Source organism: Janthinobacterium pasteuri (assembly GCF_051380775.1).
Taxonomy (GTDB): Bacteria; Pseudomonadota; Gammaproteobacteria; order Burkholderiales; family Burkholderiaceae_D; genus Janthinobacterium.
The window spans coordinates 41,156-61,994 of the sequence record NZ_JBNYXS010000025.1 but is presented as its reverse complement, the minus strand read 5'-3'; the positions used below and the strand labels follow the sequence as shown (position 1 = coordinate 61,994).

Sequence of the window (20,839 nt, the reverse complement as noted above, 5' to 3'; positions counted from 1 at the left end):
TCAGAATTGAAAGTAGAGAAATTCGGTGACCCGGTTCATGCCAAAGATGCAGGCGACGAACAGCGCGGCAAAGCCCACGCTCCAGCGGCGCGTGGGCCGCCAGTTGAAGGCCCAGCGACCTTGCGGTTGAAATATTCTTTCAATGGCAGGCTCGTAGAGAAAGAAAATTTCTTGCGTGTTCGGCGCCCTGAAGGCCAGCACCATGGCGCCCAGCAACACGGGCAAGCCCGGTCCCGCCAGTTCGATCCAGCGGATGCCGTCGAAGGCCGGATGCAGACCCCACTGCGCCAGGCTGAGCGCGTGGCTGGCCAGGGCGCGCGGCAAGCTCACGCCATTCGCGCCCACCAGCGCACCGACGATATCCCAGGCCGTGGCCACGTCGGGCGCGCGGAAGAAGATCCAGGCCAGCATCACGGCAAGAAAGGTCAGGAAGCTTGACCACCAACCCGGCCACCGGCGCGCCCGCACCGCGCCAAACATGCTCTGCCAGGCCTGCTGCAGCACCAGGTACAAGCCATGCAAGCCGCCCCAGATGACAAAGGTCCAGCCGGCGCCATGCCACAGGCCGCCCAGCAGCATGGTCAGTATCAGGTTGCGGTAGCGCATGGTTTCGCCGTGGCGGCTGCCGCCCAGGGGAATATACAGATAGTCGCGCAGGAAACGCGACAAGGTCATGTGCCAGCGGCGCCAGAACTCGGCGATATTGGCGGCCTTGTATGGCGAATTGAAGTTCAGCGGCAATTTCACGCCGAACAGGCGCGACAGGCCGATGGCCATGTCGGAATAGCCGGAAAAGTCGAAATACAGCTGGAAGGTGTAGGCCAGCACGCCGATCCACGCTTCGATCAGGGTGGGTGTAGCCCCGGCCGCGAAGACGGGGATGGCCAGTGGCGACAGGTTGTCGGCAATCAACACCTTTTTTGCCAGGCCGATGGTGAAAATCGACAGGCCGATGGCGAAATTGGCGGCGCGCGGGTGGGCGTTGGCCGGGGCGGCGAACTGCGGCATCATGTCGCGGTGGTGCAGCACGGGGCCGGCGATCAGGTGCGGAAAATAGCTGACGAACAGCACGTAATGAATGAAACGGTATTCGCGCACCTCGCCCCGGTAGCAATCGACGAGGAAGGCGATCTGCGTGAAGGTGAAAAACGAGATGCCGATCGGCAGGATGATGGCTAGGCCAGACAACGGCAGGCTGTCAGCGCCAGCACCAGCAAGCTCGGCGACGGCATTCACGCTACCGATAAAGAAATTGGCATATTTGTAGTACGCAAGCAAACCCAGGTTCAGCGCCAGCGCCGCCAGCAGCAGGCGCTTGCGGGCCACGCCCGAGCTGGCCCCCAGCAGGCGCCCGGCGGCATAATTGATGCAAATGGACGCCAGCAGCAGCGGCAGGTAGCGCACGTCCCACCAGGCATAGAAGAACAGCGAGGCGAGCGCCAGCCACACGGCTGGCGCCAGGCGCCAACCGGCGCAGGACGCCCAGCGGTCCAGCACAAAATAGCCCGCCAGCACGATGGGCAGATAGCCGAACAGGAAGGCGAAGGAATTAAACAGCATGTTGCCTCCTGGCAGTCAATGACTGGGACTGGGCCTGGTAGTAACACTCGGCAATCTGCGCGGCCACCCGTTCCCAGGTAAAACGTTCCACCAGCGCTTGCACGCGGCAGCGCTCGGGCGGCAGCGCCAGCAGTTCGACGATGGCCTGGCGCTGCGCGAGACCATCGTCCCAGCGCACCTTGCGCAGCGCGAACGCGGAATCGGGCAAGTCCAGCGCACTTTGCGCCGTCATGACGACCGGCATGCCGGCCGCCAGCGCTTCGAGCACGCTCAAGGGAAATACTTCGCCCTGGCTGGGCAAGGCCGCCACAGCCGCCGCATGGTAGGCGCTGGCCAGCAGCGGGTCGGCGTGGTCGAGCGCGCCCAGCCAGCTAACGTGCGGCAAGTCCAGCAGCAGCTGCAGGTACGCTTGCTGTTCGCGCGGCGCGGCACCGATCAGCACCAGGGGCAAGCCGGCGCCTGCCAGCGCCTGCGCCAGTCCCAGCTGGTTTTTATACACTGAAATGCTGCCCGTCATCAGCACGAACGGCCCGGCGATGCCCGTCTCGCGCAGGAACAGGTCGCCATTGGCCGTAAAGAAATGCGGATTGATCCCGTTCGGCAGGACACGGATGGTGTCGGCCGTCATGCCGAAACCTTGCACGATGGCATCGCGCTCGGCCTCGCCCAAGGCGATCACCACGTCGGCCAGCTGCAAGGCGCGCCGCGTCTGCGCGTAGCTCGTTTGCACCATCCACTGCGTCAGGCGCCCTGCCAGCCGGTCGGCCAGCCGCGCGCGCCAGGCGCTTGCCCGGCCCCAGCCGGGCGACAGCAGCGGCGACAGCACCACGGGCACGCCTTGCTCGCTGGCCATTTCCATGATGCGGTAAGTGCCATTGTTGGCCGAAAACACGTGCAGCACGTCGAAATCGGCCAGCCGCTCATGGTTGGCGTCGACCAGCTGCACGTCCAGGGGGCGTGCCGGTAGCTGGGGCAAGCGGTTCAGCGCGGCAATGGTTTCGCGTACCTGGATCTGCAAGCCGCCGTCGCGCTGGAACAGCATCGGGTAGGACAAGATACCGACACGCATGGTCATCCTTTCGTGCGCCCGCGCCGCTGGCGGTTCAGTGCGGTGATTTGACTGCCAGCCAGCGGCCAAGCACCTGACGTTGCAACAACAGGAACTCGCCGGCGAGCTCATGTTTCAACAGGAACAGACCGGCCAGCCAGCACAGCAAGCTGGCCAGCGCCGTGCCCGTCAGCGCCAGCAGCGCCGGAGTTTCCGTTGGCAGCCACAGCAGCGCAGCGACGGGCGCCACGGCACTGACGCCGCAGAGCAGCAGACTCTTGCGCAAGGCCCACGCCAGGATGCGCCAGTCCAGTGCGCTCAAGCGCCGCAGGCAGCCGTAGTTCAGCCAGCTGCGCAGCACGTTGCTGAGCACCACGGCCCAGGCCATGGCTACCAGGCCGAACGGCGCCGCAGCCAGCAGCAGCGCCACTTTGATACCACCAGCGCAGGCATCGAGCCGCACCTGCGCATGCAGCTGGCCCGTCGCCACGAACAGGTAACGGGCCATGCTGAACATGCTATACACGGCAGACGACAGGCACATGATGCGGATCAAGGGCACACAGCCGATCCATTGCGCGCCGTACAGCACCTTGACCAAGGGCAAAGCCATGCAGGCGAGGAAGAGAAAGAAAGGCCAGGCCAGCGCCGTCATGTAGCTGATCGTGCGCAGATACACGAGTTCGGCCCCGCCCTGCCCGCCCTGGCCCCCACCTTCACGCGCGCGCGACGCGAACAATGGAAACACCACGGGCGAGATGGCGCTGGTGATGGCCTGGTTGAAAATATTCAGCACGCTTTGCGCCTTGCCGAACAGGGCCAGGCTTTCAATGCCGATCAGCTTGCCGATGATGAGGTCCGGCGCCGCCACGCCCGCCTCGTCGACCAGGCCGCCGCCCGTCGCATATGCACCAAAGCGGGCGATATCGCCCATGCCGCGCCTTCCCGGCAGCCACGGTAGCTCGCCAGGCCGCACCAGCAGACTCACCAGCAGTGAAGCGCAGGAGCCGGCCAGCGCCGCCCACACCATGCTCATGTAACTATAGCCATGCAGCGCCAGCAGCACGGCCACCAGCAGGTTGACCACGCTATTGGCCGCGTTGATGGCGTAGATGGCACGAAAGCGCAGCTGGCGGCGCAGCATGGGTAACGTTAGCGCGCTGAATGGGATCAAGAGGAAATTGATCGCCAGCAGGCGCAGCACCAGGGTCAGCCGTGGTTCGCCATAGAACTGCGCCAGCGGCGCGCTGGCCAGCAGCACCAGAACCGCCAGCAGCCAGGCGACGAGCAGGCTGGTGGCCAGAGCGGCCCGCAGTTTCACGGCATCGAGCTGCTTTTCCTGGGTCAGGTATTGCCCCACGCCAAAGTCGCGCACCACTTGCGCCAGCGCCACCAGCACGGCGCCCAGCGAATATACGCCCACCTCGGCCGGCGTCAACAGGCGCGACAGCACCATGGTGGCGATGATGCCCAGCAGTAGCACCGTATATTTTTCGGCGAAGGAAAAGAAAAATGAATGGCGGGTGGCGCTCATGCGGGCCGCCCGCGCCTACACGAGGCCCGCATAGAACTGGCGCAACTGGCGCTGCAGGCGCGGCATCGAATAGCGCTGCACGGTTTCCTCGCGCGCCAGCCGTCCCATGCGGGCACGCCAGGGCGCGTCCAGCAGCAGTTGCGCCACGGCCGCGCAGGCGGCGTGCTCGTCGTCGAGCGGCAGCAGCAAGCCGCCTTCACTATCGTGCAAGATATCGTGGGTGCCTGGCACATCCGTCCCCACGGCCGGCACGCCGCAGGCCATGGCTTCGATGGTGGCGATGCCGAAGCCTTCGTTTTTACTCAGCAGCACATGCAGGTCAAAGGCGGGCATCAGCAACTCGATACGCTGCTGGAAGCCGGCAAACACCACGCGTTGCTCCAGTCCCGCCTGTTGAACCTGCAGCCGCAGCATGGCTTCCAGCGGCCCCCTGCCCACCAGCACCAAATATAAGTGGGGAAACTGCGCGGCCAGCCTGGCAAACATGGCCAGCAGCGCTTGCGGGCGCTTTTGCGCGGACAATCTGGCCACGCAACCGAGCACCAGAGAGTCCGGTGGCAGCCCCAGTTGCTTGCGCGCCAGCGCCTGCCGCTCGGGCGAGACGATGAAGGTGTCCGTATCGACGCCGTTCGGGATCACGGCCAGCCGCGCGGCGGGCGGCAGCATGTCCCGGTACAGGTCGAGGAAATGCCGCATGGCCGAGTCCGACACGGCATACACGCCTTTGACGCTGTGAAACGCCTCCTGCAAGCGGGGCCGCTGCCATTCGCTGAAGGTTTCCAGCGGAAACGCATTGTGCACGCTGATCACGGCCGGCAGGCGGCACTGCCGCGCCAGCCACAGGATGGAAGCGCCATAACTGTTCCAGCAAAAGGCCACGTGGACCAGGTCGGGCCGCAGCCGCCGCAGCCGCCACGCGCCCGTCAGCCTGGAGCGCAGCCAATTCCAGCGGCGCCACGCCCAGTGTTCGAGAAACAAGGGCGGTTCATACACGCGCACTTGCATCTGCCTTGCCCGCAAGCCTTGCGCCCAGGCAGTAAAACCGGGAAAGCGCCGCAGCGCCAGCACGCTGTCATAGCCGCTCTCGCCCAGCACCTTCGCCTCTTGCGCCATGCGCAGCTCCATGCCGCCCAGCTCGCCCGAATAACTGCTGATGACGATGCGCGGCAGGCGTTTGCGCCGTCCCCGCCACGCTTCATGGAAAAAACCGTGCAGCCAGGCCCGTTCCCACTGGCGCAGGAACAGCTCGGCGTGGTCGCGCCGCAGCCATGCCCGCACAGCGCCGAGCGACTCGCGCACGTATCTGCCCAGCATCCAGCGGGGCACACCCAGCAACTCCACGCTGGGCGCGAGCGTGGCCAGCCGGCATTGGCCCCGGCCGAACAGCATGGCGCGGCGCAGTATCCAGGCGCGCTGCACTTGCTGTGGGCGGATGATGTGCGCCACCCTCGCTCGCGGACAGAACCAGGAAGGATTGCCGGCCGCATGCATCTCCAGGTTGAGCCGGGTTTCGCTGCCCATGGCGTAATTGCTCCCTTGCGGGCCGATGCTTTCATCATAGCGGGCGCCCGCCTCGAAGATGCGCCGGCGAATCGCCATGTTGGCGCCCCACACGAGGCCCGGATAGATGGGCGCATCGCGCAAATCGGGGCTGGTGATGCCCCACGTCAAGCCAACGGGGGTCAGGCGCAGCAGCCAGTGGGCCGGTTGTTCGCGCCAGGTGGGCACGATGGCGCCGCCGAACAGCGCATAGCCGGGGTGGCCGCGCGCGCTGTCCTGCAAGCGGCACAGCCAGTCGGGTGCGGGCATGGCGTCGTCGTCGCCAAACACGAACAGCTCGCTGCCATCGCCGCCCTGGCGCAAGGCGTGCTCGATGGCCCCGTTCAGGGCGGGACTGCGGCCGCGCCGCGCCACGTACACGGAACGCAAGGGCAGACGGCCGCGAAAGGCGGCGATCACCCGGGCCGTCGCGTCCGTGCTGCCATTGTCGGCGATAACCAGACGCCAGCCGCCCACGGGCGCGCGCAGCGCCATGTAGGCGCGCAATACCTGGGGCAAGGTGCCGGCACCATTGTAGGTCGCCATGAGAACGGTCAACAAGGACATGCCTCCTTGGTCTTACCATGACAAAACTATGCACTTGAAACGGTATTTAGCCAGTGTACTGAGCCTGCCCGCCAGCCCGTTGACCGGCATCAAGAGCATGCGGGCAAAACCAGGAGCATCCCCCTTCATGCGCGACATCGTGATCACCATCATCATCCTGGGTTCGCTGCCCTATATCCTGAAGGCGCCGGCCATCGGCGGCCTGATGTGGGTCTGGGTCAGCGTGATGAACCCGCATACGCAGGCCTGGGGCTTTGCCACCCACATGCCGTTCGCCTTCATCATCGCCATCGCCACCATGCTCAGCCTTTTGACGACGCGCGAACCGAAAAACCTGCCGCTCACGCCCGTCAGCGTGCTGCTGATGCTGTTCGTGGCATGGATGAATGTCACAGCGCCGTTCGCCCTGCTGCCGGAAGCGTCGTGGGTGCAATGGAACAAGGTCATGAAGATCATGCTGATGAGCTTTGTCATCATGATGGTGATACGCACGCGGCGCGACATCGTGCGCCTCGTGTGGGTGCTGGTGGGCTCGATCGGCTTTTACGGCGTGAAAGGCGGTATCTTCACTATCCGCAGCGGCGGCACGAAGCGGGTCTGGGGGCCGGAAGAAACGTTTATCGGGGATAACAATGCGCTGGCCCTGGCCCTGATCATCACCATCCCCCTCATGTATTACCTGCAGCAAAACACGGACAGACGCTGGCTGCGCCACGGCCTGACGGCGGCAATGCTGCTGTCGGCGCTGGCCGCGCTGGGCTCGTATTCGCGCGGCGGGCTGCTGGCCATCGCCGCCATGGGCTTGTTCATGTGGCTGAAAAGCGAGCGCAAACTGGTGCTGGGCGCGCTGCTCGGTGCGGTCGCGCCGCTGCTGCTGGCCTTCATGCCCGAGCGCTGGGCCGAACGCATGGACACCATCAACACGTATCAGGAAGATGTCTCTGCCATGGGCCGCCTGAATGCCTGGCGCATGGCCTGGAACCTGGCGCGCGACCGTTTTCTCGGGGGCGGCTTCGATGTCTCCGACGCCAGCATCTTCGCCCGCTACGCGCCGAACCCCATGGATGTGCATGCGGCGCACAGCATCTATTTTCAGGCGCTGGGCGAACACGGCTTTGTCGGCTTGTTCATTTACCTGGCGCTGGGCGTCGCCACCTGGCGCACGGCCGCCGCCATCATCCGCCGCACGCGGGGCAAGCCGGCACTGCGCTGGGCGCACGGCCTGGCCACGATGAGCCAGGCCAGCCTGATCGGCTTTGCCGTGGGCGGCGCCTTCCTCAGCCTGCTGTATTTCGACATGCCGTACTACCTGATGGCCGCCCTGATCGCCACGCGCATCATCGTCGAACAGCAGGCGCCCACCCTCACCCCCAACGCCAGCGCCCGCCAAGCCAAGCCACGGGCCGCCGTCGCGGAGCAACCATGACGGCCACCTTGTCCATCTTGATCTACCACCGCGTGCTGGCGCGACCCGACCCCCTGTTTCCCGGCGAAGTGGACGCCCGGCTGTTCGAGCGCCAGCTGCGCCTGCTGAAGCGTTTCTATGCGCCGCTGCCCTTAGCCGTGGCCGTGCAGCGGCTGCAGGATGGCAACTTGGCGCCGCGCGCCGCCTGCATCACCTTTGACGACGGTTATGCGGACAATGCGCAAGTGGCCCTGCCGCTGCTGCAGCGCCATGGCTTGCACGCCACGTTTTTTATCGCCACGGCCTACCTGGACGGTGGACAGATGTGGAATGACACGGTGATCGAGGCCGTGCGCCATGTGTCCGGTCCCCAGCTCGACTTGCAGGAACACGGCCTGGGCTGCCTGCCCGTCGCCAGCCTGGCGCAGCGGCAAGCCGCCATCGCCACCTTGCTCGGGCAGCTCAAGTACCTGCCGTTCGCACAACGCCAGCAGCTGGCCATGCACATCCGCCGCCACGCGGGCGCCACGACGGGCCAGGCCGCCATGCTGAGCACGGCGCAGTTGCGCCAGTTACATGCGGCGGGCATGGGCCTGGGCGCACACACCGCCAGCCACCCGATTTTGTCCACCCTGCCGGACCACGCGGCGCGGCTGGACATCGCCAACGGCAAGCGCCAGCTGGAAAGTTTGATCCAGGCGCCCGTCTCTCTGTTTGCGTATCCGAACGGCAAGGCCGGGCGCGATTACGGCGCATCCCACGTGGCAATGGTCAGCAGCCTGGGTTTCAAGGCGGCCGTTGCCACGGACTGGGGTGTGGCGCGCCCCGGCGCGGGGCTGGACCTGCTGCAACTGCCCCGCTTTACGCCGTGGGATCGAGGACGGCTGGCATTTCTGTGGCGCTTGTGGCAAAACCGCCGGCAAGCGCACCCAGCGCGCCCGGATGCTGGCTAAGCCACTGTTCCAGCATCAGCAGCAGCCACACCATAGTGCCGTGATAGGCCGGATGCTCCGCCAGTAACCGGCACTGCAGGTCGTCGATGAAGGCGGGCCGCACGATGCCGCGCCCGCGCAGCTGCGTCAGGTTATCAAAGGCAAATTCCCGCAGCGGCGCGTGGCTGTGCAGCCACTGGCCGAAAGGCAAGCCGAAGCCGTGCTTTTTCTTGCGCACGATGGCCGGCGGCAGGATGTCCGCCAGCGCCCGCTTAAAGAAGGGCCGCAACTGCCTGCCGTCGAGCTTGTCGCGCGGCGCCAGGCGCGCAGCGAATGCAACCATCGCATCATGCAGGAAGGGAAACGCCGCTTCCACGCCAGCCAGCTCGCAGGCCTTGCGCACCTTGAACAGATCGTTATCGGCCAAAGTAAAACGCATGTCCAGTGCCAGCAGTTCATTGATCTGGCTCAAGCCCTGGCCTTGCCGCTCCCAATACGCGCCATTCACGCAGCCGGGCGCCATGCCCGGGGCTATGGTGTCGATGAAGCCCGCTTCCAGCACCGTGCGGTAGCCATGGCGCAGCAGCAGGTTGTAGCTGTCGAGCCTAGCCGGCAGCGGCAGGCTCGCTTGCCCGATGTAGCGGCGCGCCTTGTCGCCCAGCCGCCACGGCTTGCCCCCTTGCTGGCGGAAGAGCAGCGGCTCGATGATGGCTTGGCGCAGCATGATGGGCAAGCGTTCATACTGCGACAGCAAGGCCTGGTACGCATAGCGCTCATTGCCGCCAAACAATTCGTCGCCGCCATCGCCGCCCAGCAAGCGCGTCACGCCATCCTCGCGCGCCATCTGCGCGCAATAAAAGGCGGGAATGGCCGAGGCATTGCCGAATGGCTGGTCGAAAATGGCCGCCATGGCGGGAATCGCGGCCAGCACATCGTCTGGCGTTACGTAGCGTTCGTGGTGGATGCTGCCCGCGTGGCTGGCGGCCAGGCGCGCATACGCCATTTCATCATAGCCGGGAGAGTCAAAACCGATGGAATACGTGCGCGCGGGCCGGCCCGTCACTTGGCCCATGATGGCGGCCAGGGTGGAACTGTCCGTGCCGCCGCTGAGAAACGCGCCCGTATCCGCCCCATCCGCACCCAGGCTGCTTTCCACGGCCAGGCGCAGCAGGCGCAGGAATTCCTGCCTGTTGGCGGCAAAGCTGGCCCACGTGCGCCTTGCTGCCGGCTCGTGGAAGGCCAGTTGCCAGTAGCGGCCCTTGCATTGCTTGCCACCGCGCACATGCAGGTATTCGCCGGGCAGCAAGCGCTGCTGGCCCAAATAGGCCGTGGCCGGGCCGGGCACCATGTGGAAATACAAATAGTGATACAGCGCTTGCGGATCGAGCGTGCCCCGCACGGATGGATGGGCCAGCAAGGCGTCGTGCGAGGAGGCAAAGAACAGCCCCTGCGCATTGCCCGCATAGCTGAGCGGATGCATGCCGGCGCGGTCCACGGCCAGCAGGGCCGAGCCAGAAAAAGCGTCGAGGATGGCCAGCGAAAATGGCCCCGACAGGCTGGCGCACGCGGCCACGCCCCGGCTCAGCCACAGGGCAGCGAGGCGGCACGCCACATCGTCCGTCGATCCGTCGAGCTCGGGCCGTCCCCAGATGGCCACTTGCAAGCCATCTTGCTGATATACATGGCGGCTGCCGTCGATGGCGGCCACGGCCACGCCGCCCACGTCGCTCAAACTGGCGGCCAGGGGCGCGCCATCGAAACGCGACAAGGGCGCGGCCATGCTGGCCAGCCCGGTGGGCGCGGCGCCGTGCGCATCGGCGGCGACCACGCCTGCCGCCGCCAGCCAACCGCACAGGCCGCTCATACGAGCACCTCAGCCGGCAAGGGATGGCCGAGAAAGGCCGTCGGGCTGGCCGTCAAGCCATACGCGCCCGACTGGAACACCACCACCAGGTCGCCCTCCTCGGCGCGCGCCATTTCCATCTGGTCGGCCAGCAAGTCCAGCGGCGTACACAACGGCCCGACGACGGATGCCACTTCGCGCGCCCCGCCATGCAGCCGGTTGCCGATGGCGACCGGGTAATTTTTGCGGATCAGCTGGCCAAAATTGCCGGAAGCGGCCAGATGATGGTGCAAGCCGCCATCCGTGACGAGAAAGACTTGTCCATGCGACACCTTGCGTTCGAGCACCTTGCACACATAAATACCGGCCTCGGCCACCAGGTAGCGGCCCAATTCCAGATTCAGGCGGGCGCCGGGCGCCGCCTGAGCCAGTATGTCGAGCTGCCGCTGCAAGCCTGCGGCCACGGGCGCCAGGTCGAGGGCCTGGTCGCCGGCGAAATACGGCACGCCGAAGCCGCCGCCGATATTCAAGGTGCGCATGGGCGACGGCGCGCTGGCAGCCAGTTGCAGGGCCAGTTGCACGCTGAGCGCCTGCGCTTCGGCCAGCGCGGATGCCGACAGGTTTTGCGAGCCCGCATACAGGTGAAAGCCGTGAAAATCCAGCCCCAGCTGGCCTATGCGGCTCAGCAGCTCCGCCACCAGGGCCGCATCGACGCCAAACGGTTGCGCGCCGCCCCCCATGCGCATGCCCGTGCGGCGCAAGGCGAAATCGGGATTCACGCGCACGGCCACCCTGGCCGTCACGCCCAGCCGTTCACTGGCCAGCGCTACCCTTTCCAGCTGGGCACCCGATTCCACGTTGATCAGCACGCCCGCCGCCACAGCCCGCGCCAGTTCGCCATCGCTCTTGCCCGGCCCCGCAAAACTGATGCGCGACGGCGCCACGGGCGTATCGAGCGCGGTCGCCAGTTCGCCGCCCGACGCCACGTCGATGCCATCGACCAGGCCCGCCAGCCACTGCACCACGGCCGGCATGGGATTGGCCTTCATGGCGTAATGCACGAGCACGCCGATGGGCAAGGCGGCGCGCAGTTCGGCCAAGCGGCGCGTGATGTGCGCGCGTTCATACGCGTAGAACGGCGTGCTACCCACCCGCTGGGCCAGCCGGCGCAAGGACATGCCGCCGATCTGCAGCATGTCGCCAGCCACGGCGAACTGGCGCAGGGGCGCGTGCGACGGCAGTTCCAGCCTATCGGGGCTTGCTGAGCGATCAGCGCTATTCAAATGGGCGACTTTGATGCCGGGACCGTTCATGCTGCATCTCCTGATTGGACCGCATACGCGCGCGCCAGTTCCCTGGCCAGCAATGGACGGTCGATCTTGCCATTCGGATTGCGCGGCAACACGCCGTCGCGGATCTCTACCCACAGCGGCACCATATAGCTGGGCAGGCGCGCGCGGCAGGCGGCCAGTACGCTGTCGCGCAGCAATTCGACGCCCGGCCCGGGCGTGACGAGCAAGGCGATGGCCTGGCCCAGCACGGCATGGGGCAGGCCCAGCGCGGCCGCCTCGCCCACCAGCCCGCTCGCATACGCGATTTCCTCGATCTCGGCCGGGCTGACGCGGTAGCCGGACGTCTTGATCATGTCGTCGCTGCGGCCCACGAAATACAGATAGCCGTCCGCATCGCGGCGCACGGTGTCGCCCGACCAGACGGCCAGTTCCGGCAGCACCAGGCCGCTGGCCTGCGGCGGCAGCGGCTTGAAGCGCTCGGCCGTGCGCGCCGCGTCGTTCCAGTAGCCAAGCGCCACCAGCGCGCCACGGTGCACGAGCTCGCCCGGCTCGTCGGCGTCACACACACTGCCGTCCGGGCGCAGCACCAGCACTTCCGCGTTGGGGATCGCTTGCCCGATGGAATCGGGGCGCCGCTCCAGCTGTTCCGGCGCCAGATAGGTGGAGCGGAACGCTTCCGTCAAGCCATACATCAGGTAGACCTGCGTGCGCGGCAGCGACTGGCGCAGCCGGTCGAGGGTGGACCTCTGCATCACGCCGCCCGAATTGGTGATGTAGCGCAAAGACGTGGACAGGGGCCAGCTCAGCTGCGACAGTTGCATCCACAGGGGCGGCACGGCGGCCAGGCCCGTGATGGCTTCCTGCTCCACGAGCTCGACAATGTCGCGCAACAGCAGATAATTCATCAGCACGGCGCAGGCGCCGCTGGCAAACGCCGTCGTCAGCTGGCTCAGGCCATAATCAAAACTGAGCGGCAGGACGCACAAGATCCGGTCTTGCGGCGTGTTGCGCAGGTAGGACGACACGCTGAGCGCACCGGCCAGCAAGTTCCGGTGCGACAACACCACACCTTTCGGCCGCCCCGTGCTGCCCGAGGTATACAAGATGGCGGCCATGTCCGTATCGATCACCGCATGCCACGGGGGTGCGGGCGCTGGCGCGACGCCGGCGCTTACGCCATGCCACGGCAGCAGCCGTACGCCGCCCAGGCTGTTTTGCGGCGGGAGTTCGCCCGTCAGCAACACCGTCTGCAAGTCCGGGCAGGCGGCCAGCGCGGGCCCCAGCTGCGCCAGGCGTTCGCGCGAGGTGACCAGGATGGTCACGTTGCAATCCGCCAGAATGTAAGCCACCTGTTCCGGCTTGAGCAGCGGATTGACGGGCACGAACACCCCGCCGGCCGCCGCCGCGCCAAACATGGCGCTGACGTTTTCCGGGCGTTTTTCCAGGTACACGGCCACGCGCGCGCCACGCTGCAAGCCCAGCGTCAGCAGGGTGCTTGCGCCATCGCGCACGGATTGCGCCAGCGCCGCATAGCTCTGTTCCTCGCCCTGCCACGACAGTGCCGGCGCGTGCGGCGCGCGCTGCGCCGCGTCGAAGATCAGCTCGTGTATCAGTGTCGCCATCATTTCGCCCCCGGGTTGCCATGATTGCCATGCATTCCCCTATGATTCAGACAAACGGCCACAGCGGTCTTGATTTTGATCAATTAACAGTTTCAGCAACACAGCTTGAGCCGGCGCAAGACCACCGCTGGCCGCTGCGCTCTAATGGACAGCGTTGGCTGCAAAGCCGTCCCATCCTTGAGCGCCATGGCCAGCTTCGTCCATTTCCTCCATTTGCCCCCCTTGCAACGGCTTGCCGCCAGCCTTCGCCAGCTGGGCTGGCGCGACAGCGCCTGGCTGGCCCTGGCGCGGCTGCTGGTGGCGGTGCCGGGCGGGCGCTGCGCGCTGCACCGCTACCAGTTCGTGGCGCAAGCCGTGGCGCCCGGTTCGCTGTGCCGCGGGCGCGGCCAGTCAATCACGGTCACGCCCTGCCTGGCCGAGGCAGACTTGCCGCCCGGCCCCGAACGCCGTCCCGGCGCGCTGCGCGAGCGTTATCACCAGGGCGCGCAATGTCTGGTGGCGCGCAGCCAGCGAGACCTGGAAAATGACGCCATGGCCGGCTGGATCTGGCTGCTGCGCCACGGCTGCCAGGAGGACGAGGTGCGCGCCCGCTATACGCTGGCGTCGAACCAGTCTTCGTGGGACCTGGACGTGTGGGTGCATCCCGCACAGCGGGGCGGCCTGGTCTTCGCGCGCCTGTGGGAAGAAGCCAACGCCGTGCTGTACGCGCAGGGCGTGCGCTGGTCGTGCAGCCGCATTTCGCGTTTCAACCGCGCCTCGCTGGGCGCCCATGCGCGCCTGGGCACGCACGCGCTGGGCACGGCCACCTTCCTGCGCTGCGGGCGCTGGCAATGGATGGCCGCCAGCCTGCCGCCGTATCTGCACCTGTCGCGCCGTCCGGACGACATTCCCTGCCTGGCCTTCGATACCAGCCGCCTGCCGCACTACCCTTCCCTGGAGCTGACATGCCGCATCTTGAAGCAGTAAAGCACATCCTCGACACCACCCTGGGCTTGAACGGGCGCGCGCTGGAAGCCCACACGCCGCTGCTGGGCAGCGTGCCGGAACTCGACTCGATGGCCGTCATCGGCGTAATCACCGCGCTGGAAGAGCATTTCGGCATCTTTGTCGCCGACGACGACATCCACGCGCGCCACTTCGCCACCGTGGGCACCCTGCACGATTTCGTGTTTGCACAGCTGCGTCGATGAGCCATACCGCCACCGCGGCGCTGCCGCTGCTGCCCTTCTTCCTGCCCGCCAGCGGCGGCCAGCGCTACTGCCTGCTGCATCTGCCGCCGCCGGGCCGCAACGCGCGCGGCGGCATCCTCTACGTGCATCCGTTCGCGGAAGAACTGAATAAAAGCCGCCACGTGGCCGCCGCTCAGGCGCGCGCCTTTGCCGCCGCCGGCTACAGCGTGCTGCAGATCGACCTGTTTGGCTGCGGTGACAGCAGCGGCGACTTCGGCGAGGCGCGCTGGGACATCTGGCACAACGACCTGCGCCTGGCTTGTGCCTGGCTGGCGCAGCGCGTCGACGGTCCCTTGACCGTGTGGGGCTTGCGCCTGGGCGCCCTGCTGGCGCTCGATTTTGCCAGCCGCGCGCCGCTGCCCCTGGCGCGTTTGCTGCTGTGGCAGCCGGAAGCCGATGGACGGCGCAGCATCGACCGCTTCCTGCGCCTGCGCCTGGCCACCAGCATGCTGGCCGGCGGCACGCAGGAAGCGCCCGGCCATGCGCGCGCCGCACTGGCGCAGGGTGAATCTGTGGAAGTGGCCGGCTACCTGCTGGCCCCCGAGCTGGCGCTGGCCATCGATGGTATAAGCGCCGCAGCGCTGCTGCCTGCGGTACCTGTCTATTGGCTCCATTACCAGGCACCGGAGCAAGCCTGTGCGCCCTTGCCGCCGCTGGCGCGCCAGTGGCGCGAACATGGCGCCGCCGTGCACGTGGCCAGCTTCGGCGATGGCCCGTTCTGGCACAGCGGCGAGCTGCTGGCGTGTCCGCAACTGCTGGACGCCACGCGGAAACTGTGCCGCGATTGGCTAGCCGAGGAGAGGAAGCCGCCATGAAGCGCGACAGCAGTCAGCAGCACCTTGCAGGGCAAACCGTGCGCGAGCTGGCGCTGCGCTTTCGCAGCGTGGCCGAAGGTGCCGATGCGGGTGAAGAGAGCGAGGCGCAGGCGCGCATGGTCGGCATCCTCAGCCTGCCTGCCGTGCCGGGGCCGCGCGGCGTATTGATCGTCACGGGCGGTCCCCAGTACCGGGCGGGCAGCCACCGCCAGTTCGTCCTGCTGGCGCGCGCGCTGGCCGCACAAGGCTTGCCCGTGCTGCGTTTCGATCTGCGCGGCATGGGCGACAGCGAGGGTAGTACGCGCGATTACCGCGCCGCCGGTCCCGACATCGCGGGCGCGCTGGCGCAATTCTTCGCCGCCGTACCGGTTTTGCGCGAAGTGGCGCTGTGGGGCTTGTGCGACGGCGCCACGGCGGCCGCCTGCCATGCGCCGCGCGACGTGCGCATCGCCGCGCTAATCCTGCTCAACCCGTGGGTGCGCAGCAGCGCCGGCATGGCACGCGCCACCCTGCGCCATTATTATCTGCCACGCCTGCTGCAAGGCGCGTTCTGGCGCAAGCTGATCACAGGCGGACTGCAGCTGGGCGCCAGCCTCGCCTCGCTGCGGCAGGTGGCGGCCGCCACGCAGATGCTGGCCCAGGCAGCGCAGGAAAACGAGGCGCCCGCGCCGGCCCTGCTGCGAGCGCTGACGCAGTTCCAGGGCAAGGTCTTGCTGATCCTCAGCGGCGACGACCTGGGCGCGCGCGAGTGGCAAGCGCTGGTCGATGGCGATGCGGCGTGGCGCGCCGTCGCCGCGCGCACGCCCTGGACGCAGGTGCAGGTCGATGGCGCCAACCACACCTTCGCCAGCGCCACCTGGCGCGGCGAAGTCGAACAGCTGTGTGCACGGTGGCTGCAGTCATGGTAGGGATCACGCCGAACGCGGCCCGACCGAACGCGCCCCGAGCAAAACGGGTGCTGATGGTCGCTTACCATTTTCCGCCGCTTGCTGGCGGCAGCGGCATCCTGCGCACCCTGGGCTTCGCGCGCCATTTGCCCGACTGCGGCTGGCAACCGCTGGTGCTCAGTCCCGCGCCGCTCGCGTATGCGCAGCGGGGCGATTCGCAGCTGGCGCAGATCGGCGCGCAATCCACCGTACGGCGCACCCTGGCGCTGGATGCGGCGCGCCACCTGGCCATCGCCGGGCGCTATCCGCGCTGCCTGGCGCTACCCGACCGCTGGAGTTCCTGGTGGTTGAGCGCCGTGCCGGCCGGCCTGCGCATGATCCGACAGTACCGCCCCGACGCCATCTGGTCGACCTACCCGATCGCCACGGCGCACCTGATCGCGATGACCTTGCAAAAGCTCAGCGGCTTGCCGTGGATCGCCGACCAGCGCGACCCCATGCTCGATGACAGCGATCCGCTGGCGCCGTATCCGCCCGAGCCGCGCCTGCACCGCATGCATGCGTGGATCGAACAGCGCATCGCGGCGCGCAGCGCGGCCATCGTCTGCACCACGCCGGGCGCCATCGACGCGCACCAGCGGCGCCTGGCGCAGGTGGGGCGAGAGCGCTTCTGCCTGATCGAAAATGGCCATGATGATGACCAGGGCGCGGTTCAGGCCCATCAGCCATACGGGCTACAAGGCCACCGCAGCCGCTTCCAGCTGCTGCACAGCGGCGTGATCTACCCGTCCGAGCGCGACCCGCAACCGCTGTTCGAGGCCCTGGCCAGGCTGCGCCACGACGGCGTGCTGCATGCGCATAATTTCGAGCTGGTACTGCGCGCCACGGGCCACGATGCGTGGCTGGCAGGCCTGCTGATGAAATACGGCATCCGGGACCTGGTGCGCCTGGAACCTTTGCAGCCGCACCATGCGGCGCTGCAGGAAATGCTGGCGGCCGACGGCTTGCTGCTGCTGCAGGCGGCCAATTGCAACGCGCAGATTCCCGCCAAACTATATGAATACCTGCGCTGCCGCCGGCCCATCCTGGCGCTGACCGACCTGGCCGGCGACAGCGCGGCCAAGCTGCGCCACTGCGGCATCGACACCATCGGCCAGCTGGCGTCCAGCGCCGACTGCGCGCGCGCCTTGCTGCGCTTCCTGGAACTGGCGCGCCAGGGCCGCGCGCCGCTGGCCAGCCCCACCGCCATCGCCCTGCAATCGCGGCAAGCCCGCAGCAACGCCCTGGCCGACTTGCTGGACCAGGTCAGCCACAGGAGAACAGCATGAAACACCTGATACTTGCCTGCACCCTTGCCGCCTGCTGTGCCAGCGCCGGCGCCGCCGCCTGCCCGCCGTACGTCAAGGGCACCACAGGCGGTGACTACACGAGCGCGGAAGACCGCAAGGGCCTGTCCGTGGTTGAACAATTCCATTTTTCGCGCGCCGTGGAAACGCTCACGCAAGGCATGACGGGCAGCCTGGGCGGCGACATCAGCTACACGCTCGAACACTTCCCGAATCACCACCGGGCGCTGGCCTCGATGGCAAAGCTGGGCTTGCGCCTGAAAAGCGCGCAGCCCGTCGGCGCCCGCTATACGGTCAGCTGCTTTTTCGAGCGCGCCATCGCCTTCGCGCCGCACGACGTGACGGCGCGCATGGTGTATGGCAACTACCTGCTGTCCACGGGCCAGGATGCGACGGCGCTGGAACAGCTGGACGCGGCCAGCCGCCTGGCGCCCGAGCAAGCGACCATCCAGTACAACCTGGGCCTGATGTATCTCAAAAAGAAGGAGTACGAGAAGGCCAGCGGGCACGCGCAAAAAGCCTATGCACTGGGCTTTCCCTTACCCGGGCTGAAGAACAAGCTGAAGGCGGCGGGCAAATGGCGCGAACCGCCGCCCGTCGTCATTGAAGAGAAGGACACCAAGGAAGTGCAGAAAACGGAAGAAACCCCAGTACCTGCAACTGCCGTGCCGGCCGAAAAAACTAGCGGGGAATGACGGCCGGCCGCCTGGCCACGCTCAGATGCCCCGTCGGCGAGGTGAGCAACGCGGCGGCCAGATCGCGCCGCGCCTGGGCCTTGTCTTCCGCCTCGCTGATGTACGCCAGCTCCGCTGGCTGCAGCACGGTGATGGTAAGCAGCATCACTTCCCCATACGGCGTGTCGAACGTTGGGGCAAGCGTGGCCGCGCCCTGGGCCAGCAGCACGCCCACCTGTTCGTTTTCGTCTTCCAGTCCCTTCGGTGCATCCTGCACGTCCAGCAGCATCGACACGCTGCCGTGGCGCTGCAGCAGCAAATCGATGGAGCCGTGGTCTGCCACGTTCTGGCTGACCTGATAAATTACATCGAAGAACCACGATACCTGCACGGAATCGCCGTCGAAGGCGGACAGCGGCGCCTCAATGCACACTTCCAGCAAATGGCCGCGCGGTACAAAAACGTCGTCGTCATCCTCGAACGGGTCGCTCAAGCCATCGCTGGCGATCACGATCGAGCCGGGCCGGCGGATCACGCGCCAGGCCTGGCGCAGTGACGGCCAGCGGGGGCCGCCCATGAAGGCGGGATTGACCAGCGGCGCCAGCACGTCGGCGTCGACGGTGCCCAGGGTGGCATAAAAGGCGTCGCGCGCGGCGCAGGCCGTGGCCAGCATCTGCGCGCCCGCTTCCTTGCCGACGACGGCGTCGTCCGGTTGCGGTACTTGCGGGATAGTGTTATCAGGCATGACAATACTCGTTGAATTAGTCTGCGGGTGGAAAGTCGTGAAAGTTGCGGGGCAAATAGCCCCAGATGCGCGCGACCCGCTCCCGCACCTCGAAATCGAAGCCGATGCGTTCCAGTTCCGGCACGATCCATACGCCGTGATCGATGATTTTTTTCGGCAGCAGCATGGCCACGTGTTCTTCCGAGGTCAGGCCGATGTCGAACCATTCCACTCCCATGAACGGGAACGGCGGGTGGTAATCCCATTCCGTATCCCAGCGCGAGACGTAGCCGGACACTGAACCATAGCGGTACGAGGGCAGCCATTCAGTCTGGCCGCGCATGAAGGCCAGCAGCTCGTTCCACTTGCAGTCGTTGGCGGCTCCGGCCAGGTTGCGCCGCGCGATGTGGCCGCGCAGCTTGCGCTTGACGTCGTCGCCGCCGGCGTCGGCGAGCGGCAGGCTGGCTTCAGCCATTATTTAGCGACCGGTTTGACCTTGGACGCGGCCAGCACGGCGCGCGCGCGGGCGGTGTCGGTATCGTCGGCCGTGGCCAGCGCCACGCCCATGCGGCGGCGGGCGAACGATTCCGGCTTGCCGAACAGGCGCAAGTCCGCGCCCGGCACGCTCAAGGCGTCGGCCACGCCTTCGAAGGCGATGCCTTTCGCTTCCAGCTGGCCGTAGATGACGGCCGAGGCGCCGGGCGAACGCAGCGCCACGTTGACGGGCAAGCCCAGGATGGCTTTCGCGTGCAATTCGAATTCGCTCTGCACCTGGCTGGCCATGGTGACCATGCCCGTGTCGTGCGGACGGGGGCTCACTTCCGAGAACCACACCATGTCGTCCTTGACGAACAGCTCCACGCCGAACAGACCCAGGCCGCCCAGGTTATCCGTCACTTTGCGGGCGATGTCGCGCGAACGTTCGAGGGCCAGCGGCGCCATGCGGGCCGGCTGCCACGATTCCACGTAGTCACCCTGCACCTGCAAGTGGCCGATTGGCTCACAAAACTGCGTCTCGATCTGTCCCGACGCGCCCACGGCACGCACCGTCAGCAGGGTGATTTCGTAATCGAAGTCGATGAAGCCTTCGACAATGACCCGGCCCGTATCGACCCGGCCGCCGCTGGCCGCATACGCCCACGCCGTTTCCACATCCGCGGCGCTATCGAGCTTGGACTGGCCCTTGCCCGACGAAGACATGACGGGTTTCACGACGCAGGGAAAACCGATTTCCTGGCACGCCACTTGCAGCTCCTGCAGGCTGCTGGCGAAGCGGTATGGCGAGGTCGCCACGCCCAGCGTTTCGGCCGCCAGCGTGCGGATGCCTTCGCGGTTCATCGTCAGCACGGCCGCGCGCGCGTTCGGGATGCAGGTGATCTGGCCCGCCGCTTCCAGCGCCGCCAGGGTATCGGTGGCGATGGCTTCGATTTCCGGCACGATCAGGTCCGGCTTTTCCAGGTCGATCAGGGCCGCCAGGGCCACGCCGTCGCTCATGTCGATCACGTGCGAGCGGTGCGCCACGGGGTGGCCCGGTGCGTTCGGATAGCGGTCGACGGCAATCACTTCCACGCCCAGGCGCTGCAGCGAGATGATCACTTCCTTGCCCAGTTCACCCGAGCCCAGCAGCATGACTTTGATGGCGGTAGAAGACAGGGGCGTGCCGAAGGTGCGGGGCGCGATGGTGCTGCTGGTGCTGCTGATGCTAGTGGTCATGGCAGGGTCTGTAGGCGGAAGGAAAGATGGCTGGGACTATAACAAATGCCGGCCATCTTGGACAGGGCGCACCGCTGGCGTGCGGCGAACAAGGAACGACACCTGGAAG

At 66.7% G+C, this 20,839-nt stretch carries 18 protein-coding genes; 8 read left to right on the top strand and 10 right to left on the bottom strand.

Annotated features, from left to right (window positions below; all coding sequences use genetic code 11):
* Genes ACQ4WN_RS21635 through ACQ4WN_RS21620 form a run of 4 tightly spaced genes read right to left on the bottom strand, consistent with a single transcriptional unit; the run spans nt 1 to nt 6,242 of the window.
* Entirely contained in the window at nt 1–1,560 is a 1,560-nt protein-coding gene (locus tag ACQ4WN_RS21635; RefSeq protein WP_436553379.1) for an MBOAT family O-acyltransferase, read from the bottom strand.
* Complete coding sequence (locus ACQ4WN_RS21630) at nt 1,550–2,629, bottom strand: glycosyltransferase family 4 protein (RefSeq protein ID WP_436553378.1); 1,080 nt, start codon at nt 2,627–2,629, stop codon at nt 1,550–1,552. The genes ACQ4WN_RS21635 and ACQ4WN_RS21630 overlap by 11 nt, the downstream gene beginning before the upstream one ends.
* A 34-nt stretch (nt 2,630–2,663) precedes the next feature.
* Entirely contained in the window at nt 2,664–4,142 is a 1,479-nt protein-coding gene (locus ACQ4WN_RS21625) for an oligosaccharide flippase family protein (protein WP_436553377.1), read from the bottom strand.
* A gap of 15 nt (nt 4,143–4,157) precedes the next feature.
* A complete protein-coding gene (locus ACQ4WN_RS21620; protein WP_436553376.1) occupies nt 4,158–6,242 on the bottom strand; it encodes a glycosyltransferase in 2,085 nt (694 codons plus the stop codon).
* 133 nt (nt 6,243–6,375) lie between these two features.
* Between ACQ4WN_RS21620 and ACQ4WN_RS21615 the strand changes: the two genes are divergently transcribed.
* Together ACQ4WN_RS21615 and ACQ4WN_RS21610 are read left to right on the top strand one after the other, a co-directional pair.
* On the top strand, nt 6,376–7,674 hold the full coding sequence (locus ACQ4WN_RS21615; protein WP_436553375.1) for a putative O-glycosylation ligase, exosortase A system-associated: 1,299 nt from the start codon (nt 6,376–6,378) through the stop codon (nt 7,672–7,674).
* Entirely contained in the window at nt 7,671–8,606 is a 936-nt protein-coding gene (locus tag ACQ4WN_RS21610) for a polysaccharide deacetylase family protein (RefSeq protein ID WP_436553374.1), read from the top strand. The genes ACQ4WN_RS21615 and ACQ4WN_RS21610 overlap by 4 nt, the downstream gene beginning before the upstream one ends.
* Here ACQ4WN_RS21610 and ACQ4WN_RS21605 read toward each other — a convergent pair.
* The 3 genes from ACQ4WN_RS21605 to ACQ4WN_RS21595 form a co-directional block, all read right to left on the bottom strand.
* Nucleotides 8,515–10,449, bottom strand: coding sequence for an asparagine synthetase B family protein (locus ACQ4WN_RS21605; protein WP_436553373.1), 1,935 nt, complete (start codon nt 10,447–10,449; stop codon nt 8,515–8,517). The two genes, ACQ4WN_RS21610 and ACQ4WN_RS21605, sit on opposite strands and share 92 nt — an antisense overlap.
* A complete protein-coding gene (locus ACQ4WN_RS21600) occupies nt 10,446–11,624 on the bottom strand; it encodes a pyridoxal-dependent decarboxylase, exosortase A system-associated (protein ID WP_436553400.1) in 1,179 nt (392 codons plus the stop codon). The genes ACQ4WN_RS21605 and ACQ4WN_RS21600 overlap by 4 nt, the downstream gene beginning before the upstream one ends.
* A gap of 113 nt (nt 11,625–11,737) precedes the next feature.
* Nucleotides 11,738–13,342 carry an acyl-CoA ligase (AMP-forming), exosortase A system-associated gene (locus ACQ4WN_RS21595; protein WP_436553399.1) on the bottom strand — a complete coding sequence of 535 codons (1,605 nt, stop codon included), beginning with the start codon at nt 13,340–13,342 and terminating at the stop codon, nt 11,738–11,740.
* 186 nt (nt 13,343–13,528) lie between these two features.
* On the opposite strand from ACQ4WN_RS21595, the gene ACQ4WN_RS21590 reads away from it, so the two are divergent.
* From ACQ4WN_RS21590 to ACQ4WN_RS21565, 6 genes are read left to right on the top strand one after another with little or no spacing between them, the layout of a single operon-like run.
* Nucleotides 13,529–14,308 carry a GNAT family N-acetyltransferase gene (locus ACQ4WN_RS21590; RefSeq protein ID WP_436553372.1) on the top strand — a complete coding sequence of 260 codons (780 nt, stop codon included), beginning with the start codon at nt 13,529–13,531 and terminating at the stop codon, nt 14,306–14,308.
* A complete protein-coding gene (locus tag ACQ4WN_RS21585) occupies nt 14,287–14,532 on the top strand; it encodes an acyl carrier protein (protein WP_436553371.1) in 246 nt (81 codons plus the stop codon). Before ACQ4WN_RS21590 ends, ACQ4WN_RS21585 begins: the two co-directional genes overlap by 22 nt.
* Nucleotides 14,529–15,386, top strand: coding sequence for a hydrolase 2, exosortase A system-associated (locus ACQ4WN_RS21580; RefSeq protein ID WP_436553370.1), 858 nt, complete (start codon nt 14,529–14,531; stop codon nt 15,384–15,386). The genes ACQ4WN_RS21585 and ACQ4WN_RS21580 overlap by 4 nt, the downstream gene beginning before the upstream one ends.
* Entirely contained in the window at nt 15,383–16,294 is a 912-nt protein-coding gene (locus ACQ4WN_RS21575) for a hydrolase 1, exosortase A system-associated (RefSeq protein WP_436553369.1), read from the top strand. The genes ACQ4WN_RS21580 and ACQ4WN_RS21575 overlap by 4 nt, the downstream gene beginning before the upstream one ends.
* On the top strand, nt 16,288–17,601 hold the full coding sequence (locus ACQ4WN_RS21570) for a glycosyltransferase (RefSeq protein ID WP_436553368.1): 1,314 nt from the start codon (nt 16,288–16,290) through the stop codon (nt 17,599–17,601). Before ACQ4WN_RS21575 ends, ACQ4WN_RS21570 begins: the two co-directional genes overlap by 7 nt.
* Nucleotides 17,598–18,314: a tetratricopeptide repeat protein gene (locus ACQ4WN_RS21565; RefSeq protein ID WP_436553367.1), complete on the top strand. Its 717-nt coding sequence runs from the start codon at nt 17,598–17,600 to the stop codon at nt 18,312–18,314. The genes ACQ4WN_RS21570 and ACQ4WN_RS21565 overlap by 4 nt, the downstream gene beginning before the upstream one ends.
* On the opposite strand, the gene ACQ4WN_RS21560 is transcribed toward ACQ4WN_RS21565, so the two are convergent.
* From ACQ4WN_RS21560 to purT, 3 genes are read right to left on the bottom strand one after another with little or no spacing between them, the layout of a single operon-like run.
* The gene (locus tag ACQ4WN_RS21560; RefSeq protein ID WP_436553366.1) at nt 18,301–19,038 is read right to left on the bottom strand and encodes a hypothetical protein; all 738 of its coding nucleotides are present in this window, start codon (nt 19,036–19,038) and stop codon (nt 18,301–18,303) included. The two genes, ACQ4WN_RS21565 and ACQ4WN_RS21560, sit on opposite strands and share 14 nt — an antisense overlap.
* Nucleotides 19,039–19,054: 16 nt before the next feature.
* Nucleotides 19,055–19,492 carry a DUF6678 family protein gene (locus ACQ4WN_RS21555; protein WP_436553365.1) on the bottom strand — a complete coding sequence of 146 codons (438 nt, stop codon included), beginning with the start codon at nt 19,490–19,492 and terminating at the stop codon, nt 19,055–19,057.
* Nucleotides 19,492–20,730 (bottom strand): formate-dependent phosphoribosylglycinamide formyltransferase, encoded by a 1,239-nt coding sequence (purT, locus tag ACQ4WN_RS21550; protein ID WP_436553364.1) that lies wholly within the window; start codon nt 20,728–20,730, stop codon nt 19,492–19,494. Before purT ends, ACQ4WN_RS21555 begins: the two co-directional genes overlap by 1 nt.
* Between the last annotated feature and the right edge of the window lie 109 nt (nt 20,731–20,839).